19 protein-coding genes are annotated in these 20,363 nt (G+C 52.6%); 7 read left to right on the top strand and 12 right to left on the bottom strand.

Annotated elements, in window-relative coordinates; all coding sequences use genetic code 11:
• Positions 1–37: 37 nt before the first annotated feature.
• The 5 genes from MKZ07_RS08930 to MKZ07_RS08950 form a co-directional block, all read right to left on the bottom strand.
• Entirely contained in the window at positions 38–1,027 is a 990-nt protein-coding gene (locus tag MKZ07_RS08930) for an aromatic acid exporter family protein (RefSeq protein ID WP_341025569.1), read from the bottom strand.
• A 95-nt stretch (positions 1,028–1,122) separates the two neighbouring features.
• Positions 1,123–1,875 (bottom strand): ABC transporter permease, encoded by a 753-nt coding sequence (locus MKZ07_RS08935; RefSeq protein WP_372238077.1) that lies wholly within the window; start codon positions 1,873–1,875, stop codon positions 1,123–1,125.
• 80 nt (positions 1,876–1,955) lie between these two features.
• On the bottom strand, positions 1,956–2,735 hold the full coding sequence (locus MKZ07_RS08940; RefSeq protein WP_036699048.1) for an ABC transporter ATP-binding protein: 780 nt from the start codon (positions 2,733–2,735) through the stop codon (positions 1,956–1,958).
• Positions 2,736–2,749: 14 nt separating this feature from the next.
• The gene (locus tag MKZ07_RS08945) at positions 2,750–3,760 is read right to left on the bottom strand and encodes an ABC transporter substrate-binding protein (protein WP_341025572.1); all 1,011 of its coding nucleotides are present in this window, start codon (positions 3,758–3,760) and stop codon (positions 2,750–2,752) included.
• A 228-nt stretch (positions 3,761–3,988) separates the two neighbouring features.
• The gene (locus tag MKZ07_RS08950; protein ID WP_036699052.1) at positions 3,989–4,633 is read right to left on the bottom strand and encodes a hypothetical protein; all 645 of its coding nucleotides are present in this window, start codon (positions 4,631–4,633) and stop codon (positions 3,989–3,991) included.
• Between the two features lie 183 nt (positions 4,634–4,816).
• Here MKZ07_RS08950 and MKZ07_RS08955 point away from each other — a divergent pair, with 183 nt between their 5' ends.
• The gene (locus tag MKZ07_RS08955; RefSeq protein WP_036699054.1) at positions 4,817–5,056 is read left to right on the top strand and encodes a hypothetical protein; all 240 of its coding nucleotides are present in this window, start codon (positions 4,817–4,819) and stop codon (positions 5,054–5,056) included.
• Between the two features lie 664 nt (positions 5,057–5,720).
• Here the strand turns inward: MKZ07_RS08955 and MKZ07_RS08960 are convergent.
• Complete coding sequence (locus MKZ07_RS08960; RefSeq protein WP_179090468.1) at positions 5,721–5,858, bottom strand: hypothetical protein; 138 nt, start codon at positions 5,856–5,858, stop codon at positions 5,721–5,723.
• A 328-nt stretch (positions 5,859–6,186) separates the two neighbouring features.
• Here MKZ07_RS08960 and MKZ07_RS08965 point away from each other — a divergent pair, with 328 nt between their 5' ends.
• A complete protein-coding gene (locus MKZ07_RS08965; RefSeq protein ID WP_036699056.1) occupies positions 6,187–6,813 on the top strand; it encodes an FMN-dependent NADH-azoreductase in 627 nt (208 codons plus the stop codon).
• A 561-nt stretch (positions 6,814–7,374) separates the two neighbouring features.
• Here the strand turns inward: MKZ07_RS08965 and rsgA are convergent.
• The 4 genes from rsgA to MKZ07_RS08985 form a co-directional block, all read right to left on the bottom strand.
• Positions 7,375–8,478, bottom strand: coding sequence for a ribosome small subunit-dependent GTPase A (gene rsgA, locus MKZ07_RS08970; RefSeq protein WP_235218522.1), 1,104 nt, complete (start codon positions 8,476–8,478; stop codon positions 7,375–7,377).
• Positions 8,479–9,216: 738 nt separating this feature from the next.
• Entirely contained in the window at positions 9,217–9,888 is a 672-nt protein-coding gene (locus MKZ07_RS08975) for an HAD family hydrolase (RefSeq protein WP_341025573.1), read from the bottom strand.
• 155 nt (positions 9,889–10,043) lie between these two features.
• Positions 10,044–10,502, bottom strand: coding sequence for a DUF3939 domain-containing protein (locus tag MKZ07_RS08980; protein WP_036699060.1), 459 nt, complete (start codon positions 10,500–10,502; stop codon positions 10,044–10,046).
• A 120-nt stretch (positions 10,503–10,622) separates the two neighbouring features.
• The gene (locus MKZ07_RS08985) at positions 10,623–11,219 is read right to left on the bottom strand and encodes a DUF2087 domain-containing protein (protein ID WP_036699062.1); all 597 of its coding nucleotides are present in this window, start codon (positions 11,217–11,219) and stop codon (positions 10,623–10,625) included.
• A gap of 199 nt (positions 11,220–11,418) precedes the next feature.
• Here MKZ07_RS08985 and MKZ07_RS08990 point away from each other — a divergent pair, with 199 nt between their 5' ends.
• A complete protein-coding gene (locus MKZ07_RS08990) occupies positions 11,419–12,405 on the top strand; it encodes a YpdA family putative bacillithiol disulfide reductase (protein ID WP_341025575.1) in 987 nt (328 codons plus the stop codon).
• Positions 12,406–12,426: 21 nt separating this feature from the next.
• Positions 12,427–12,870 carry a DUF441 domain-containing protein gene (locus MKZ07_RS08995; protein ID WP_036699067.1) on the top strand — a complete coding sequence of 148 codons (444 nt, stop codon included), beginning with the start codon at positions 12,427–12,429 and terminating at the stop codon, positions 12,868–12,870.
• Positions 12,871–12,975: 105 nt separating this feature from the next.
• Here the strand turns inward: MKZ07_RS08995 and MKZ07_RS09000 are convergent, their stop codons facing one another.
• Positions 12,976–14,724, bottom strand: coding sequence for an ABC transporter ATP-binding protein (locus MKZ07_RS09000; RefSeq protein WP_341025576.1), 1,749 nt, complete (start codon positions 14,722–14,724; stop codon positions 12,976–12,978).
• Positions 14,725–14,843: 119 nt separating this feature from the next.
• Between MKZ07_RS09000 and MKZ07_RS09005 the strand changes: the two genes are divergently transcribed.
• Positions 14,844–15,359 (top strand): hypothetical protein, encoded by a 516-nt coding sequence (locus MKZ07_RS09005; protein ID WP_036699072.1) that lies wholly within the window; start codon positions 14,844–14,846, stop codon positions 15,357–15,359.
• Between the two features lie 226 nt (positions 15,360–15,585).
• Here the strand turns inward: MKZ07_RS09005 and MKZ07_RS09010 are convergent, their stop codons facing one another.
• Positions 15,586–15,888 carry a HesB/YadR/YfhF family protein gene (locus MKZ07_RS09010; RefSeq protein ID WP_036699074.1) on the bottom strand — a complete coding sequence of 101 codons (303 nt, stop codon included), beginning with the start codon at positions 15,886–15,888 and terminating at the stop codon, positions 15,586–15,588.
• A gap of 519 nt (positions 15,889–16,407) precedes the next feature.
• On the opposite strand from MKZ07_RS09010, the gene MKZ07_RS09015 reads away from it, so the two are divergent.
• Complete coding sequence (locus tag MKZ07_RS09015) at positions 16,408–18,156, top strand: ABC transporter ATP-binding protein (RefSeq protein WP_036699076.1); 1,749 nt, start codon at positions 16,408–16,410, stop codon at positions 18,154–18,156.
• 22 nt (positions 18,157–18,178) lie between these two features.
• Positions 18,179–20,272 carry an ABC transporter ATP-binding protein gene (locus MKZ07_RS09020; RefSeq protein WP_341025579.1) on the top strand — a complete coding sequence of 698 codons (2,094 nt, stop codon included), beginning with the start codon at positions 18,179–18,181 and terminating at the stop codon, positions 20,270–20,272.
• Positions 20,273–20,363: the final 91 nt, after the last annotated feature.

Consider the following 20,363-nt stretch of genomic DNA (forward strand, 5'->3'; position numbering starts at 1 on the left):
AATGTGAATACCTGACACCTAAATTACATGGATTTGCTTACGCATTGCCTTTCGCAGGCTGCTTGTCCTTGGCCGGACGCAGCTCCACCGGGCTTTTATAGCGCTTGGCAATCTTAAGATACAGCGCAAGCTCACGGCATAATTGCAGAATAGCGGAGCGGATCTCGAATTCCTCACGCGAATCCGGCAGCTCCATCTCCTGGAACTCCTGCTGCAGCTCCTCCAGCAGCCGTTCGGTCCGGCCCGTATATTCCTCAGCCAGCACATCGCCGCTAAGCTGGTCGAACAGCTCTGCCACCATATCTCCGTGCGGCAGCTGCCGGTACACCTGTGACAGCAGCTGCATCATATTCTGGATGGACTCCAGCTGCTCCTTGCGCATATAGAAGTACACATTCCAGGCCTCATCCGGGTGGATCACATGATTCTCCATTTCCCTGGATGCCGCGCTCAGTCCCTTCTGAACAGTCTCCCCTGCTCCGATCAGCTCTTTCCCGTCCCAGATATAACTTGGATCACGGAGTGTTCTGGCCATTTGCCGGAAGATGACCGAGAAGTAGCCGTCCACCTCTTTGCGGATGCCCGCAATGATCCCGCCGGTCTGCGGCATATAGATGAAGTTCACAAGTCCGGCCGAGCCGAGGCCGATAATCAGCAGCTCCACCTGCTGCAGCAGGATATGAACCGTGATATCAGCTTGTCCAAATACACGGAACACGATAACTGAGCTGGTGACGATCCCTTCTTTGAAGCCGGCTTTGACGATCAGCGGGAAGCCGAACAATACATACAGTCCTAGTACCCAATAATGAAAGCCCAGGGCCCAGAACAGAATACAGCCCAAAAAGAGTCCCACCAATGAGGCGAAAAAGCGCGCCGAAATCGTGCGTAGACTCCTTTTGCGGGTCGTTTCCACCCCGAGAATAGCCAGCAGTCCCGCACTTTGTGCATTAGGGATACCAGCGGCGGCTGCCAGCAGAATAGACAGCAGAGTTGCAGCCGCCGTTTTAATAATACGAAATCCCATGTGAATATCTCTCCTACACCGTTAAGCTTCATAATTCAGATAAAGATATAGTCATGGTACAAGATTTTGCTAAGAGACACAACATGACATGCTTCTCACCGTCTCGACAGCAGCAGCTTCTCCACATACACCACCAGCTGGTACATGGCCGTAGCGACAGCCGCAATAATGAGCAGACTCGACATGACCAGGGTGAAGTTGAACACCTGAAAGCCGTAAATGATCAGATACCCCAGCCCCGATTTCGCAACCAGAAATTCACCGACAATGACGCCGACCCAGGACATACCGACATTCACCTTGAGAGTGGAGACCACAGCCGGGAACGACGCCGGGAGAATTACTTTGCAGAACTCCTGGCTCTTGGAAGCGCCGAAGGAGCGAACCACTTTGACCAGATTCGGGTCCACGCTGCAAAAGCTATTGTACACTACCAGCGTCGTGATAATCACGGTAATCGATAAGGTGGTAATGACGATGGCGGTGAAGCCTGCCCCGAACATTACAATGAAGATTGGGCCGAGCGCCACCTTCGGCATACTGTTGAACACAACCATATAAGGGTCCAGGACGGCGGACAGAAAAGGCGACCACCAAATGACGACAGCCAGCAGCGTTCCGATTAAGGTACCCAGAATAAAGCCCACCGCGGTCTCGCCCACGGTCATTCCCAGATGCGGCCACAGACTGCCGCTGATCATGTCCTCCCAGATCTGCCCGAACACCTTCGTCGGATAGCTGAACAGCAGCTCATCGATCCAGCCCATTCTGGCCCCGGCTTCCCAGAACACGAAGAACACCAGCAGCAGGCTGCTCCGGACCATAAGCACCTGACTCTTGCGGCGCAGCTTCTTCTTCCTGTAATCCGCATGCTTCTGTTCCAGCCACTGCGCACGGGAGGCCGTCTCATGGGGCTGCGCTTCTGTATTCACATCTCTTCCCTCCCTGCCAGCTCCATTTCCTTCCATACCTCGTGAAAAAGCTCCGCGAAGCCCGGCAGGTCCCGCGCATACAGCGGCGGGGTGCGGCGAATCGCTTCCGGAATCTCAAAAATTCTGCGGATTCTGCCCGGATTCGGCTGGAGCAGAATGACCCGGCTGCTGACCGCAATCGCTTCAGACAGGTCATGCGTAACCAGAATAGCCGTGGTTCCCCGTCGCATCAGCGTCTCCGAGACCAGATCCTCAAGTTGCAGCTTAATCTGGTAGTCCAGCGCCGAGAATGGCTCATCGAGCAGCAGCAGGCTGGGGTCGGTAGCCAGTGTCCGCACGAGGGCAACACGCTGGCGCATCCCTCCTGAGAGCTGTGCCGGATAGGCTTGCTCCTTGCCTTCCAGCCCCATATCAGCCAGCAGCTGCAGGGATTTGGCACGCGAGCTTCCGGTGAGCCTTCCGGTTAGCTCCAGCCCGAGCAGCGCGTTATCCTCAATCGTCCTCCAGGGAAAGAGATAGTCCTGCTGGAGCATATAGCCGACCTCCGGCGAAGGACCCGTGTTCGGGCGTCCGCTGAGCAGCACCTCACCGCGTGAAGGCTGCAGCAGCCCGGCGATGATCGACAGAATCGTTGTTTTGCCGCAGCCGCTCGGTCCGACCAGGCTGACGAACTCGCCTTGGCCGACGCTGAGACTAAGATCCTCTATAGCAAGCGAAGCCTCGCGGTCTCCCAGATAGGCGTGCGTGACTTCCTTCAACTCGACTACTGGAAGCATAGTGGTCGGCCTCCTCACTCCTTAATGGTGCTCTCTGCCTGCTCTGCAAAGCTGTTATTAACAATTTTAGCGGCAGGGATTCGTTCCTTCAGCTCACCGGCATGGTCAATCACATCCAGTAGATTATTCCATTCCTTGTCATCGATCACAGGATTGACGGCATAGGTATCCTGTTCCTTATAACGGCTGATGGCAGAGACCACAATGCTCCGGTCAATCTTTTCAAAATAAGGCATAACCGCGTCAGCAATCTCCTCAGGATTATGATCCTTCACCCATAACTGGGCACGCTGGACCGCATTGGTGAATTTCTGCACCGTATCCTGATTCTTAGTAATGTAGCTCTGCTTGGACATGAATACCGTATATGGCAGATAACCGCTCTCTACCCCGAAGGAAGCGACCACCTGGCCCCGGCCTTCACTCTCGAAGATCGATGCCTGAGGCTCGAACAGCTGCACATAATCCCCGGTCCCTGAAGCAAACGCGCCGGCAATATTAGCAAAATCAATGTTCTGGATCAGCGTCAGATCCTTCCCCGCATCAATCCCCTTGCTGCGCAGCGTGAATGCGCCCGCCATCTGAGGCATGCCCCCTTGCCGTTGACCCAGGAAGGTCGAGCCCTTCACTTTGTCCCATGTAAAATGGCTGTCCGGTGTACGCGCGAACAAGAAGGTTCCATCCCGCTGCGTAAGCTGGGCGAAATTGATTACAGGATCATCCGCCCCCTGCTGGTACACATAAATGGAGGTCTCCGAACCGACCAGCGCCACATCGATTGCTCCTGAGAGCAGGGCCGTCATGGTTTTATCTCCGCCCGGTATCGTCTGCAGCTCTACATCCAGCCCTTCATCCTTGAAAAAGCCCTGCGATAAGGCCACATATTCAGGCGCATAGAACACGGAACGGGTAACTTCACCGATCTTCACCTTTACATTACCGGATTTACTGCCGCAGCCTGCAAGAACAGAGCCGAGCACAAGCATCACCAAGAATGGCAATGACAGTCTTTTGAACCCTTTCATCCTTTCCACTCCTTTCCTCCCGGGTCATTCGCCCTTGCTCTATGCATATGCGGGAGTCTATGGAAAGGTTAAAGCACAATGTATAAAGCGCTTACATTATATTCGGTTCGTCAACGCCTCCCACATTATGAGCGATCGCAGCGCCGTATTCACGCTGTACCAGACCAGCGAGCCAGACTCTTCAGAGTTGAGCGGTGCTTCCGCCAAAGCTATTTTGCAAGAATAATCTTAACAGAGCAGCCATTCCCCAAAAGCATGACATAACTCCGCCCGGGTCAGCGGGAACGCAATGATATACCCGTTTTCCTGCTCACTGCTGCTGCGCAGAAGCCATCCGCCCGAAGAAGCTTCAATGTAAGAGATCTGCTGCAGGGTCCAGCCTTCATCATTCCTTGCACATAACCGCAGTTCACCGGACGCTGTCCTATTCTTCAACACTTTAGCCAATTCCACAGAGCTGTCGGGATCTCCCGTCTCCGCTTCCAGTGAAGCCGCCAGCACACAGAGGTTCCACGTTCCGGCCTTCTCATGAATCTCCTCATAACTCCGTCTGGACAGGAATACCGCTGGAGCGGACTGATTCCCGGGCTGCGCACGCTCGAAGCAATTGAACAGATAATAACAGGCGCGCTTCATCTCTGCCGGTTCCTTCAGCCCGTAGGCGAAATCATCCTCTTCCGTTAACCCTGTCAGGAGGATCTTATCCTTATGTACTTGCAGGCATACATCCTGCGCATATTCACGCTCATTGAATTTCATTCTGCAGATCCGCTTGGAGCCGGAGGCTGTGTGCAGGAGCTCTGCCACCACCCGACGCTGGGTCTCACCCGGGAACAGATACTGTGCCAGACAGATAACCTCTTGCTTATTCACATTCTTTATCCCTTCCATTTAGGCATACATGTAAGTATTAATGTAAATGAGTGGCTTTCAAAAAAACAGCAAAACTATAAAACTTGCAATCTTTATGTTATCATAAGCTAATTTTAAGGTAAAATTAAGAAACACAGGGTAAGATCAATACCATGAAATACTTTTAGCGAGGTGGTTTTCAAAATGAGAATGCTCATCACATTTCAAAACAAGCTTGTCCCTGTATATTTCACAACAGAAAACAAACAGCCGACCCAAAAAGTACTTCGACTGCTAAACAGCACCCTTGAACTCAAAATTCAAAAAGGCAAAAACGCCCTGCAGACCTGTTTGAATTCCCTGATCAGTATCGAAATTAAAGGCTCAGAAGCTATATTGCACAGTTACAGTGAAAATGATTCATTGGCCTTATCCCTCTATTAAACAGAGGGATATTTTTTTTTGCGGATGAATATGATTACCTTCGCGCGAAGACAATGTATGCTTTTTTCCACATACGTTTGGTCCATCTGCCTGCTTGCGAGTACGATGTATGCTGTTTTTCACATACATTCAGCCTTCAGTCACATTCAGTATCAAAGTCACTCTATGATTCTTTCCAAAAATTCTTATTTACATATGTACGCTCACCTTTTCCACAGCAGGAGGGGCTGTCTAAAGCCATGAAATGGAGACTTAGGACAGCTCTTTATTGCGGAGTGGGATCCACGTGAGCACTTGGATGGACGCTCCGCAAACGGAACGTTGTTACAATCGCTGTTGTTTCCAGATTTTTTCCATTCCCCTTAGCGGTGTAAATCCGGACACAAAGGCGACCGCTGCCGCTTTTCCGCGGGTCGTTCCGTCCGCTCCGCTGTTTGAGCGAAAAACGACTTGTCCATCTATAAAAAGAAACAAAAAATCGCTCATTTTGGTAAAATGGAGGTACCACTTTGAGTTCCGGAGATTTCTGCAAGTGACTGTCGCCGCTCAAAGAATTCACTTTTGAAACAGCCCCCTATAATGTAAAAAAGCACATTCCTACAAGTGAGGGATGCGCTTAGTCTATGGTTTACAGGGGGCTTAACACTCAACATTATACCGGCACTCAGCCAATCCGGAGGTTCCGGTTCTCCTCTTTCTCCGCCTTTTTAATTCGCAATTTGAACAACTTCACCAGATTACGCCGGGTATGCTCTTCGTGACAGCTGTCCAGTTTCTTCAGGATGAAACGGTCAATGGACATGTCAATCGCTCCTTTAAATGGGGGCTTAGTCCCGTGATCTGGAGAGGGAATCATTTCCTCTTCTCCTTATATCACCTATATAACCGGGCCGCTGATACCTTAAACTTGTCCCTGGCTGCGCCTGCACCGCTTGCGAAATTAGGAATACTACATATAGACCGTTCTCGGGCGTATTAGAGAGCTGTTATAGAAGATATGGTACATTTGCGAAGGATAGCAGCTTCTGCAGGCAGAATAAAAATTTTATCCGACGGATATTTACAAACTAAAAATTAAATGCTATATTATCGATAGTTAATATTAAATAGATATCTAAGGAGAAATCATAATGTCTAATGTACTGTTTATCAAAGCTAATAACCGCCCTGCCGAGCAATCCGTAAGTGTTCAGCTCTACAACGAATTCCTGTCCAGCTACAAGGAGACTCATCCGCAGGACCAGATCACTGAACTCGACCTGTTCGCTGAACAGCTTCCATACTACGATAACACTCTGATCACTGGTGTATACAAAGCCGCTCAAGGCTTCGAAGCTACTCCTGAAGAAGCAGCAGGCGCCGCACTTGTGAAGAAATATCTGGACCAGTTCCTGGCTGCTGACAAAGTAGTATTCGCCTTCCCGCTCTGGAACATGACCGTTCCGGCTGTACTGCACACTTATATCGATTACTTGAACCAGGCTGGAACTACCTTCAAATATACTGCTGAAGGTCCTGTAGGACTCTTGACTGGTAAAAAAGCAGCTGTTCTGAACGCCAGAGGCGGCGTGTACTCCGAAGGCCCGGCCGCAAGTGCTGAAATGGCTGTTAACTTCATCATGGGCAACCTGAACTTCTGGGGCTTCAAGGAAACTACACAGGTAATCATCGAAGGACACAACCAGAACCCGGACAAATCCGCTGACATTATCGCTTCCGGCCTGCAACTGGCTAAGACAGCAGCAGCATCGTTCTAATCTGCTATTAATACGTAAAAGGGGCTGTCCATACTTGGGGCAGCTCTTTATTTCGGAGTTGGATCAACGTGAGTACTTGGTTGGACGCTCCGCGAACGGACCGATGTTCCAATCGCTGTGCTGTTTAAGCGGGATGCGAACATTCTTTTTAAAAAACCAAAAACGGAAAGCAGCGATTCCAAATAACGGGAATCGCTGCTTTTTTAGTGTTTGAAACTTTGCCACTGCTATAACAGTTGCTGAAGCAGGTGGATTTTCTCCACTTGCTATTCAATAAGTAGCCTCAAGCTAGGGAACAGTTGGATAAAAGACACTTGATCTCCTGCAACTCTTCCCAATTGAGGTATTAGCGGTGTAACAAGTGACGTTTATCCACCTAATTTCCCAAAATGCTCATGAGTCACCAAATTAAGATACGTTTTTCCAACTAATCTCCGGATGCCGTAGCTCCTACTTACACAATCCTCAGCATCCAACAAGCTTATTCCGTTATGCAAACTTTAATACCTGTTCCCATGCTAGCTTCCATGCTTCTACAACGCCCTGGGATTTCATCGCCGCTTAATATTCGTCCAGCACCCGCTGCCAGCTTTTGCCCTTCGCACGGGGCGGGGTGCTTTTGGTGGATGCGGCGGCTGTCTTGCGCTTCTGTCGCGCTTCCTTGCTGTTCTGGAATTGCAGCTCCTTCTGCGTCTTGTGGTAATTCTGCAGCCGCTTTCCGTCCAGCACACCGTTTGCGGCCGCCGCAAGCACGGCGCAGCCTTCCTCCCGTGTATGAGTACAGTCACTGAAGCGGCATTCCGCCGCAAGGGTGCTGATCTCACCGAACGCCAGGTCCAGTCCGCCGTCATCCTCCCACAATTGCAGCTCGCGCATTCCCGGCGTATCGACGATGATTCCGCCGTCCGGGAGGACGAACAGCTCGCGGTGTGTAGTCGTATGACGTCCGCGGCTGTCCCCTTCCCGCACATCCTGGGTAAGCTGCAGATTGCGGCCGCTGAGCCAGTTGACCATCGTCGATTTGCCGCAGCCGGACGAACCGGTCAGTGCTACCGTCTGGCCGCTGCTGATGTAGGGCTGGAGCTCCTCCCGTCCGTCGCCCAGCAAGGCGCTGACCACATGGACCGGGACACCGGGAGCCGCCTGCTGCATTTCGGCCATTTTCAGCTCCGCATCAGTGCACAGATCTGCCTTAGTCAATAGAATGACGGGATTCGCCCCGCTGTTCCACGCCATAATCAGATAACGCTCCATCCGCCGCACATTGAAATCATCATTCAGTGCACTGACCAGGAATAAGGTATCCACATTGGAAGCCACAATCTGCTCCTCCTGCGTCGGGCCCGCCACCTTACGCGAGATGACGCTGTGACGGGGAAGCACGCCATGGATCACAGCATGCGCTCCCCCATCCTGCATCGCCAGTACCACCCAGTCGCCTACCGCCGGATATTCGCCGGAACCGCTCAGTGAATGCCGGAACTTGCCTGACAGCTCACCCCATATTTCACCTGTTGTGGTAATTACTCTGTATTTACTGCCGAAATCTCCGGCAATCCGGCCCGCTGCATACTTCCTGTCGTCCAGCAGCCGCAGCTTATCTGTCCATTTTCTGTTCCATTCTTCATTCCAGCCATACTGTTCAAGCTTGATATCGATATTCATGTATTTCCTCCTGAATGGGTTATTATCTTTCTTTATTAAGACGCACTTAAGATTAAAACTCGAAGCATGGTCGTCACTGCGGTGAACATTTGGACTTCCAGCCGCTGTTGTGTTTGGATTTCTTGGTTTAAAACCGCTCCTCGCGGTAGAAATCCAAACACAAAGGCGGACGCTACCGCTCCTCCAGTTCCAAATTTCCCCTCCGTTTCTTTTTGCTTTTTGTTAATTTCTTAAGTGCGTCTCCTACCTCCGCTTACTACAAATCCATGTATCTCCGGGCAGCATTGGCTCCACATGCGTACACAAAAAAACCGCTGGAACCCAAAGGTTCCGGCGGCAGAGGCAGACTCCGCTGCGATTCGGTTCTATGCTGCTATACAGCAAAGAACCGCCCGCTGGGCAGAGTCATTCCAGAATAGCGGAGGCTACTCTCTCTTCGCGAGAAAGAGTAGACCCCGCTATTTCGGGCGTGATGCAGCAGACCTGCACACGCAAAAAAGCCGCCGGAACCGATACGGTTCCCGGCGGCTCTAGAAGGCATCATAGAGCTTGCTTGTGAAGCTGGGGATTAATAACTACTCCACAGCCGCATTTCCCGGAAGACACGTATCCACAACAGTTGCAACCAATCCTGAACCGCTAGTATAAACTGCCATTTGACATCGTCTCCTTCCGAAATAATATGCTGTTATAATATACGGCCCGAATGCCGTTTGTCAACAGCAGGCCCTAACTTTCTCAAATAATGCCCCGCAGCTCGTCCAGCTCCTGAATGACCGCAACCGGCTTCACATTCAGTGATTCATCCCAGGCATGATTGCGCTTCAGCCAGATCGTATCCATCCCGCTCTGCGCTGCCCCCCAGATATCATTCACGGGATGATCCCCAATGAATATAGTCTGTTCCGCCGTGGAACCCAGACGTTCCAGGGCTAACCGGTAGATCGCAGGATCAGGCTTGCTGATCCCGGCTTCGCCCGAAATGACGATCGTGCGGAAGTAGCCGCGGAGTCCGAGCAGATCGATTTTGCCATATTGAATATCCGTGCCGCCGTTCGTGACCAGTCCCAGCGGATATCCGCGGTCCCGGCAATACTCCAGCGTCTCCACCGCATGCTTCATCATCGCCCCGTGGCGGATATAGGTCTCGTCATAATAGGCCCGGATGTCCGCAGCGGTCAATGCCTTCTCCCAAGGCAGAACCTCGCTCAGCTCCGCGAAGAACCCGTCCTTATCCCGGTATCCGTCGGCATCCCTGATAATCATATCCTCCACCACCCGCACGGCCTGCTCTTCGCTAAGATGTTCCAGGAAATCCTGCACAAACTTCATGCTGAAGCTGCGGAAGGTCTGATCACGGTCCATCAGGGTGTTGTCCAGATCAAATAGCAAAGCTCGTACCTCTCTCATGTATACGCTCCCCTTCTGTCGTCCATTTCTGCGATAAAACACCAGATGCTTATTGTACTACGCCCCGTGTCGCAAAATAAAGACCATTCTGCCCGGAAAGACAACCTCTCCTTCGTCAGAATGGCCTGTATAGGGGGAATCAGGTACGTGAGCTTTCAGGATTCAAAATGCTCTGCCCGGTGCGTCAGCATCATTTCCTCGTCGGTAATATATAGCGGGAACGGCGGTGTCTCCTTCAGATAACGCTCGGTGGACAACAGCCGGTAATGAACCTCAGGGAGCCAGGCATCTTCGAGCAGCGGCAGCTTGCCGGTGTCACTGATATAATTGTCTACCGCCGATTGAACCATGTCGAGGTAGTACGGCACCAGCTTGTCAGATTCTTCAAAAATCTCAAAGGTCTCGCTCGACATATAGAATTTCTGCTGCGGGACCCCGCCTAAATATCGTTTGAGCCGGTTCAGGTCAATACTCTTATCTTCCTGGATCAGAGCGGTACGGTTAATGGGAGCGGGCATATCTTCTTCAAATTGCCTTACAGCCTGCTTGATCTGCGGCAAGGTAACGGTTGGATAATTGGGTTGCAAGTTTTTTTTGGCACGTTTGAATATCATACTGAAGGTCTCCTTTCGAAGCTTTTGTCAGATAACGCTTACAATACCATTTTATTCGTTATTTGAACAATTAATCAGCAGTTTCGCACTTGTCATAAAAAATCCCCATTTATTAGTTCATTATTTGACATTTTCCCAGCGAGTCCAGAGTTCGGGCGGGTTGAGCTCGTATCGCTCATTCTCCCGGTACATGAATTGGTGCATAATGAACTCGCGGCGGATTGTGGCATAATCATCATGGAACGGCTTAATGAACTCGTTGATCTCTTTCTCCGAATAGACCACACCCGGTTCGAGCTTCTCCACCATATATTGCAGCGCGATTAATTTCTTCTTGTATTGTGCGGGAATCTGGCGCAAGCGTCCGTCCTTGGCAAAAAAATTACGGAGCACCGACTCCTTCAGACTGTGTTCAGGCGACTCTTCTTCCATCTCCTCCACCCCCTTTGCAAAAATAAATTTCAGCGAGGCCTCAGAGCCTGACTGGATAAACTCGGGATTCAGCTTGAAATATACAGTGTTCTTGTCTCTGCGCTCCTGAATGAGAGCGGCTTCACGCAGCTTGGCTGCATGGTGGGTCACCGTAGGCTGAGACAGATTCAGCTTCTCGGCTAAGGCGTGACCGTGAACCTCGCCCCGGGACAAGAGTAGAAGAATGCGCAGCCGGGTGGGATCGGATAAAGCTTTGTGATAGGCGACAATTTTGTCTAACTGCAAGCGGGATCACACTCCTACGGATATTCGTAAGGCAGTTGGGGGGGGCTGCCAATTTTCATTTTAGATATATATCTAATTATATACCCATCTTGACATCTGATCAATCCCCAATTTGCGGAATTCACCGGCCATGGCAAAAAACAAAAATATAAGGTACCATTTACTGAATAGAATACTACCTTAGGAGGACATAGATATTATGCTAGACGTTATTATTATCGGCGCCGGTCCCTGCGGACTGTCTGCAGCCATCGAATGCCAGCGCCAAGGGCTTTCCAGCCTGATTGTGGAAAAGAACTTCATTGTCCATTCCATCTACCTCTATCCGACCAACATGCAGTTCTTCAGCACCACCCCGCTGCTCGAGATTGGAGATGTGCCCTTCACCTCTCCGAACGACAAGCCCTACCGCCATGAGGCGCTGGTCTACTACCGCCGTGCTGCCGCGCAGCATCAGCTAGAGATTGCCGCTTATGAAGAAGCGCTGTCCGTTCTGCCGCAGGAGGATGGCAGCTTCGTTGTACATACGGTCAACAAGCGCGGCGAGGAACAGCAACGTAGAGCAGCGAACGTAGTCATCTCTACAGGTTACTTCGACCAGCCTAATCTGATCGGGATTCCCGGGGAGGAGCTGCCGAAGGTCACGCATTATTTTGGCGAGGCACATCCTTATTCCGGCATGAAGGTGGCTGTAATCGGGGGCAGTAATTCAGCGGTGGACGCTGCGCTGGAGCTGCTGCGGGTAGGCGCCAAGGTGGATATGGTCTACCGGGGAAGCAGTATCTCGGACAACATCAAGCCTTGGGTGCGCCCGATCTTCGAGAGTATGGTGCAAAAGGGGAGCATAACGCTGCATCTCGAATCGCGCGTCACGGAGATCACCCCGGCCTCGGTCCTGGTAACCTCCTCCGTGAGCGGGGAACCTACCGAGCTGGATAATGACTTTGTGCTGGCGATGACCGGCTTCCGCCCCAGCAGGGCCCTGCTCACCTCTGCCGGGGTGCAGATGGATGACTCTATGGATAAGCCAGCCTTTAACCCCGCCACAATGGAGAGTAATATACCGGGCATCTATGTCGCCGGGGTTATCGCTTCCGGACGGAATGCCAACGAGGTATTCATCGAGAGCGGGCGGGGGCACGGCAAGCTGATTGCCGATCATATTGTGAGCACAAGGCTTACTTAAGAGAAGGAGTGTATCCAAGCTATGGATATAACCTCGTTATTGTTGCTGGGTCTGGCAGCGCTCGGTGTCATCAGCAGCAACTCGCCGATTACCATTGCCATGGTCGTGCTGCTGCTGATCCGTGTGCTGGGATTTCAGCAGGCTTTTCCCTGGCTGGAGAAATATGGGCTGACCGTCGGCATTATCATCCTGACCATCGGGGTCATGACGCCGCTCGCCAGCGGGAAGATCTCCCTCCAGACCATCGGACAGTCGTTCCTGCACTGGAAATCCCTGGCCGCCATCGGAGTTGGTGTCCTGGTTGCTTACCTGGGCGGTCGCGGAGCCGTGCTCATGGGCAGCCAACCGACCATCGTCGCCGGGTTACTCATCGGAACTGTCCTTGGCGTGGCTCTGTTCAAAGGCGTTCCCGTGGGACCGCTAATTGCTGCAGGCATCCTGTCGCTGCTGATTGGCCGGATGTAAGTCCAGATCAACCTCAAGTCCAAGGCAAGACGAAACAGGCTGCAAGTCCACCTATACGGGTGGAACTGCAGCCTGTTTGATTTGAATAAGAATAGTATAGACGCGCTAAGCATCCAGCCGCTGAACGTTGAACAGCCGGGCGTAGCTCCCCGCAAGTCCCATCAGCTCCTCATGGGTGCCGCGTTCGGTGATCTCACCGTTCTCCAGCACGATAATCTGGTCGGCATGGGTAATCGTAGACAGCCGGTGGGCCACAATCAGCGTCGTCCGCTCGGAAGCGAGGGACTGCAACGCCTGCTGGATCAGATGCTCGGACTCCAGATCCAGCGCGGAGGTTGCTTCGTCCAGAATCAGCACCTTGGGGTCCTTCAGGAACACCCGTGCAATCGCCACGCGCTGCTTCTGTCCGCCGGACAGCTTCACCCCACGCTCCCCCACCTCGGTATCATAACCTTCCGGCAGCTGCATGATGAAGTCGTGGGCATTCGCGGCTACCGCCGCCTTCATGACCTCCTCTTCCCCCGCTTCCGGGTTCCCGAACCGGATGTTGTCGCGTACCGAGCCGCTGAACAGGAAATTATCCTGCAGCACCATGCCCACCGTCCGCCGCAGACTCTCCTGCGTCAGCCCGCGGATATCGTGGCCGTCCATGCGCAGACTGCCTTCGCTGATGTCGTAGAAGCGGGGAATCAGGCTAATCAGCGAGGATTTGCCGCCCCCGCTCATCCCGACAAAAGCCACCGTCTGGCCCGGAGCGATACTCAGATTAATGTCCCGCAGCACCCACTCATGCTCGTCGCTATACTTGAACCACACCTTGTTGAACTCGATCTTCCCGGCTGCCTTCAGCAGCGGCTTCGCGTCCGGAGCATCGACAATATCATACGGCTCATTCAGCAGCTCCAGCACACGTTCCAGAGAGGCCGAGGCCTGGGTAAGCACCGTCGAAGAGTTAATCAGCCGGCGCAGCGGGGCATACATCCGGTCCAGGTAGCCGAAGAAGGCCACGAAGGTTCCGAGCGTCAGATTGCCTTGGATGACCTGGTATCCCCCGTATCCGATGACAAGCAGCGGTGCAATATCGGTCAAGGTGTTGATAATAGCGAAGGTGAAGGCATTCCACCGTGTTTGCGCCAGCGCTTTTTGCAGAAACTTGCCGTTGATCTCCTCGAATTGCTGCAGGTCTACCCGTTCCATCGTGAAGCTGCGGATGACCGCAATCCCTTGAATCCGTTCATGCAGATAGCCCTGAATGACGGCAAGTGCCTGTGACCGGTCTTTGGTCAGCACCTTGAGGCGTTTGTACAGCGTATTGACGGCAATGCCATACAGCGGCAGAATCGCAATCGCCACCAGCGTCAGCACCGGATTCAGATAGAGCATGAAGCCCAGGGCGAAGAGCAGGGTGAACATATCCAGCCAGACATTCATCATTCCGACCTCAACCAGGTTCTTCGACTGCTCCACATCGTTAATAAACCGGGAGATGGCCTCGCCCACCTTCGTATTCTGGTAATAACGCAGTGACAGCCGCTGCAGATGCTCATAGAGCTTATTGCGCATATCGAATAGCACCTTGCTCGTAATCAACTGGGCGAAATATTGGCGGTAATACTCAACCGGCCCGCGGACAATCACGAACAGAATCAGGCCCCCGCCGATCACGGTCATCAGCTTTGAGACCCGCTCCGCTATCGTTAGTGCCGGATTGCCCAGCAGCTCATCGACTACATATTTCAGAATCATCGGCAGCGTCAGCGGAATGCTGAATTTGACCATCCCGATGATGAGAGTGAGCACAATCCATTTCATATAAGGCCGAACAAAGGTATAATAAGATTTCCAAGATTTCACGGCTTGTCAGGTCCTTTCCAATTCATTCTTCATCAGGGTACAGTTGACATTTGCGCGCTGCAGTGTTTTATTATTTTTAAACAGTTACGGTTGCAGTACCGAAATTCAGGAGGATAATGATGCCCAGACAATTTGTGACGGAAGCCGTCATGATGGCGATTTACGGCCAGCTCCTCATCCCGCGGAGCCCTGTAGAATATATAGTCCCTTATACCACAATTATGGAGTTATACGAGCTGCGCGACAGCGATGAGCCGGTGATGAGCCAGGCGGATGACGACAAGCATGTCAGACTCAGAATCCGCGAGCTGATCAACTATTTCGAGGAGCCGCTGAATGCCAAGAAGATCAACCGCTGCCTAAATATCCCCTGGGCCAAAAGCTCTGGCATCCTCCTCGGCGGACACGCGCAGATTACCATCATCAACAGTATCGACAATGCCTCCTACGGAGAAGCGTTCGATCCGATTGAGACAGAGCTGCTGCTGGCCTCCCAGCGTGAGAAGGTGCCGATTCTGACCGACCAGTTCGAGCTGATCCAGCGCATCATCGAAGGCGGAGTTCCCGTCCAGGTATATGATATTGATGATTTCGAGTTCGCCATGGAGGAAGAAAACTTCCGCAGCTCGCACTAATCGCGTCACCTGAGCAGCGGGCAGCTTCGCTTTCCTGGTGCGTACAAGTGGAAACGGCTTGGCCGTCCTTTTAAAGGACGGTACCGTTTCAGCGAGAAATAGAAGGATAAGTTATTGTGTGAAACCTATATATTCTTATATTTTGGAACAAGCCCTTGCCTGACGGCAAGGGCTTGTTCAGCATTCCCGGCAGTGCCGGGATCTGCCATTCGCGCCAGTTCACCCCTTATGCCACCGGCACAGGCTCATACTTGTAATCGATGTCATCGTCCGCCTGCGAATAGACAATCGACAGATTGTACCCCTCCATGTACCACAGATCCTGCTCTTCCATATAGAAGGTCAAGCCGCCTTCCCCGAACTGCACAGCAGGACGTCCAGGCTGCTCGGTGGCAATACCCAGTGAGAAGCCGGGATGCAGGCCCCCGCCTGAGCTGTACCGGGGAAACAACCGGATATATGCACCCTCCTGGAGGCTCAGTTCTCTTTTGAACCAGGCGGCTGCTTCCGGACTAATTAATATGTTCATCTCTCCACTCCTCCCCTCTACCCCAATCATACTCAAAAAACTTCAATTCACCAAATCACTGCAGCACTCCTGCCAGAACTCCTGCCGCGCCGCAAAATTAAATTTGACAATTCTTAAAGTGTGATGATAAACTCGGAACATAACGAAACGTCTTCAAGTAATTACCAAAATGAAGAAAGGGTGATCTCGGTGCTAAACATGGATATGGTATACCTCGCCACTATTGTAGAAAACTATACCCAACTGAATACCGAAGCAGCCCGAGCAGTGGAGAATTCCTGAGGTTCATGCGTATTACGCGTAACGTATGAGAACAGGCTTAACTTATCTCTCACATGTCTCTGTGCTGCTTATAGCACCGTGGACATGATAACCGCAATTACAGGCGTATCATCCGTTTTCGGATGGTACGCTTTTTCGCGTGCTGTGAGGTCATGATCCGCTGCAAAGTGTCCATGAATGTTCCGTTAAACAAGCTAACTTAGTAATTACTCCAAGCACGAAAGGAAGGGATTTACCTTGTTCTCCGTACTCCGAAATCTCGGCTGGTTCTTCCGCCGGGAAAAAAGGCGCTATACTATTGGCCTCATCCTTCTTATTGTGGTAGGTGTGTTAGAACTCCTGCCTCCACGCCTGCTCGGCAACGCCATTGACGAAATCGTCACCGGTGCCATCACCGCAGGTTCACTCATGAAATACATTGGCCTGATCGTACTTATGCTGCTGATCATTTACTGGATCACCTACATATGGATGCACAAGCTGTTCGGGGGATCGAATCTGGTGGAGCGACTGCTCCGCTCGCGCTTCATGAATCATCTCATGACGATGACCCCTGCCTTCTTCGAGCGTAACCGCACCGGGGATCTGATGGCCCGTGCCACCAATGATATCCGGGCGGTATCCGCCACCGTGGGCTTCGGGATGCTCACCCTTGTCGACTCCACCGTGTATCTCACGGTTGTCCTGTTCGCCATGGGGTTCCTGGTCAGCTGGAAGCTGACACTGGCCGCCGTCATCCCGCTCCCGATGATTGCGGTAGCCATGGTGTTCTACGGCAAAGCGATCCACGACCGTTACAGTCTGGCGCAGGATGCCTTCGGTGACATGAACGACCAAGTACTGGAATCCGTATCAGGCATCCGCGTCATCCGTGCTTATGTGCAAGAGCGGCACGATGAGAAGCGTTTCTCTGACATTACAGATGATGTGTACCGCAAAAATATGGCGGTTGCCCGGGTCGATGCCTTCTTCGAGCCGACGATCCGCTTGTTCGTGGGCCTCAGTTATATCATCGCTCTGACCTACGGAATTTATCTCGTATTCCGCAATCAGATTACGCTGGGCGATCTGGTATCGTTCAATATGTATCTCGGGATGATCGTGTGGCCGATGTTCGCCATCGGCGAGCTGATTAATATCATGCAGCGCGGCGGCGCTTCATTGGAGCGGATCGACGAGACGCTGAATGCGAAGCCTGATGTTAAGGATGTACCTCATCCGGTTCCCGTAGCCCAGCCAACCACCATCGAGCTGAAAGATGTAACCTTCCGGTATCCAACCTCTACCATCAATAATCTCAGCGGAGTCAGCTTGTCCCTCTCCCAGGGCCAGACGCTTGGCGTGGTCGGACGGACCGGCAGCGGCAAATCGACGCTGCTGAAGCAGCTGCTGCATGAATACCCGGCTGGCACAGGCGAGATTCTGATCTCCGGTGTGCCGATCACCCAGATCGCCCTCGACAAGCTTCATAGCTGGATGGGCTACGTTCCGCAGGAACAGATCCTCTTCTCCAAATCGGTACGCGAGAACATCCAGTTCGGACATTCCGGGGCCAGCGATGAGCGGATCATGCAGGCGATTACCGCCGCTGCCTTCCAGAATGACCTCGGCACCTTGTCCGACGGGCTGGATACGATGGTTGGCGAACGCGGCGTCTCCCTGTCCGGGGGACAGAAGCAGCGGGTCTCGATCTCGCGCGCCTTCATCTCGAATCCCGATATTTTGATTCTGGATGATGCCCTGTCCGCCGTTGATGCGCGCACAGAAGCAAAGATTATCGAGAATATCCGCGAGGAACGCAGCGGCAAAACCACCCTCATCTCCACCCATCGCCTCTCGGCGATTGAGCATGCCGATCTGATCGTTGTCCTCGAAGACGGACATATTACAGAACAAGGAACTCACCAGGAGCTGCTGGAACTCGGCGGCTGGTACCGTGAGCAGTTCGACCGCCAGCAGGTCGAGAATAATCTGACGAATGAATAACCCCATACAGGAGGTGTCACCGTTGACACAGAGTACAGGCAAACGTCTGCTGCAATATGCACTGACCGCCAAAAAGACCTTCATCGCCGCCCTTCTGCTCCTGACCATCGGAGTAGCGGCTGAGCTGGCAGGGCCTTTTATCGCCAAGAGCATGATTGACAATCATCTGCTTGCGATTGAGAAGCCCTACTTCCAGACAGCCTCGCCGGAGGATGCTGCAGAATATAACAACACTTATTACAAACGCGGTGACCGCTTTGCCACAGGTGAAGCCAAGGGCCAGGAAGTCCGCCTGCTTCAGGCTGGCAGAAGCTTCTACTTCATCAATGAAGCTGTACCGAAGGCCGAAGGCGAGCGCAGCTTCGCGGACGGGAAGCTCCAGATCAAATACGGCGAGCAGACGACGGTCTATCCGGCCGTCAAGCTGTCGGCTGGTGATCTGTTTTCCTTTTACAAACCGGAGCTTCCGGGAATCTATCAGTTAGTTGCTCTATACGCCATGTTCCTTGTGATCTCCATTATTGCAGAATTCGGCAAAACCTACTGGCTGCAATCGTCTGCCAATCAGGTCATCCGCAAGCTGCGGACCGATGTCTATGCCCATATCCAGCGCCTGCCGGTCTATTTCTTCGATAATCTGCCTGCCGGTAAGGTAGTCTCCCGGGTAACCAACGATACGGAAGCGGTCAAGGATCTGTTCATTGCCGTATTATCCAACTTCGCTACAGGTATCATCAATATCACCGGTGTGTATGTGGCCCTCTTCCTGCTCGATGTGAAGCTGGGACTGGTCAGTTTGTTCGTCGTACCGATTATTATTCTCTGGATCGTGCTGTACCGCAAAATCGCTACCAAATACAACACGATCATCCGCTCGCGGCTTAGTGAGATTAATGCCATTATCAACGAATCGATTCAAGGAATGTCAATCATCCGGATTTTCCGCCGCCAGAAGCAGAGTAGTGCTGAATTCGAGCAACTCAACGACGACTATCTGAAATATCAGAACAAAATGCTGAACCTCAACGCCTTCACCTCCCACAACCTGGTGAACTCGCTGCGCAGCCTCTCCTTCGTGCTGGTACTGTGGTACTTCGGCTTCGGCAGCTTGGACGGTTCAACCTTCGTATCGCTTGGCGTCCTCTATGCCTTCGTCGATGTACTGGGCCGGATGTTCCAGCCGATTACGGGCATGGTCAACCAGCTGGCGAATCTGGACAGCTCAATGGTCTCCGCCGGCCGCGTCTTCACGCTGATGGATGAGCCTGGAGAGCCGGTCACAGACGGATCGATGCCGCGTTACAAGGGAAATGTCGTATTCAAGGATGTCTCCTTTGCTTATAAAAAGGACTTCGTCCTGCGCGATATCTCCTTCGAGGCGCGCCCGGGCGAGACCGTCGCCCTTGTCGGCCATACCGGCTCCGGCAAAAGCTCCATCATCAACCTGCTGTTCCGCTTCTATGATCCGCAGCAAGGAAGCATAACGATCGATGGGCAAGAGGTCAAGGATCTGCCGAAGCAATGGCTGCGCAGTCATATGGGCATCGTGCTTCAGGACCCTTACCTCTTCACCGGTACCATTGCCTCCAATGTCAGTCTGGGTGACGAACGGATCTCTAGAGAGCGTGTCGAACGTGCCTTGCGCGAGGTAGGAGCCGATAAACTGCTGGCCCATCTACCGCAAGGATTCGATGAACCTGTCATCGAGAAGGGCAGCACCCTGTCCGCCGGACAGCGGCAACTGATCTCCTTCGCCAGAGCGTTATCCTTCGATCCGGCGATCCTGATTCTGGATGAAGCAACGTCCAACATCGATACCGAGACCGAGAGCATTATCCAGCAGGCGCTGGAGGTGCTGAAAAAGGGCCGGACCACCTTCATCATCGCCCACCGGCTCTCCACCATCCGCAGTGCGGACCAGATTCTGGTGCTGCACCGGGGTCAGATTGTCGAACGCGGCAGCCATGATGAGCTGATGGCGCAGGGCGGCAGATACTTCCGCATGTATCAGCTTCAGCTTGGTGCAGGTGCCGGGAACGGCCCGGGCGAGCCGGCTCCGGAGTCCGGGGGCCACGCTTCTGCCGCCGGACTCCGGCCATCGCTGGAACAGATCTAGGCGGCTGCTTGAATACAGCAAATTAAGTTCAATGGCTGGCAACCGCATATACCACTTATACATTGAAACAAGAACACCCCCTGACGCAGCT

The organism is Paenibacillus sp. FSL P4-0338 (assembly GCF_038002365.1).
Classification (GTDB): domain Bacteria; phylum Bacillota; class Bacilli; order Paenibacillales; family Paenibacillaceae; genus Paenibacillus_AQ.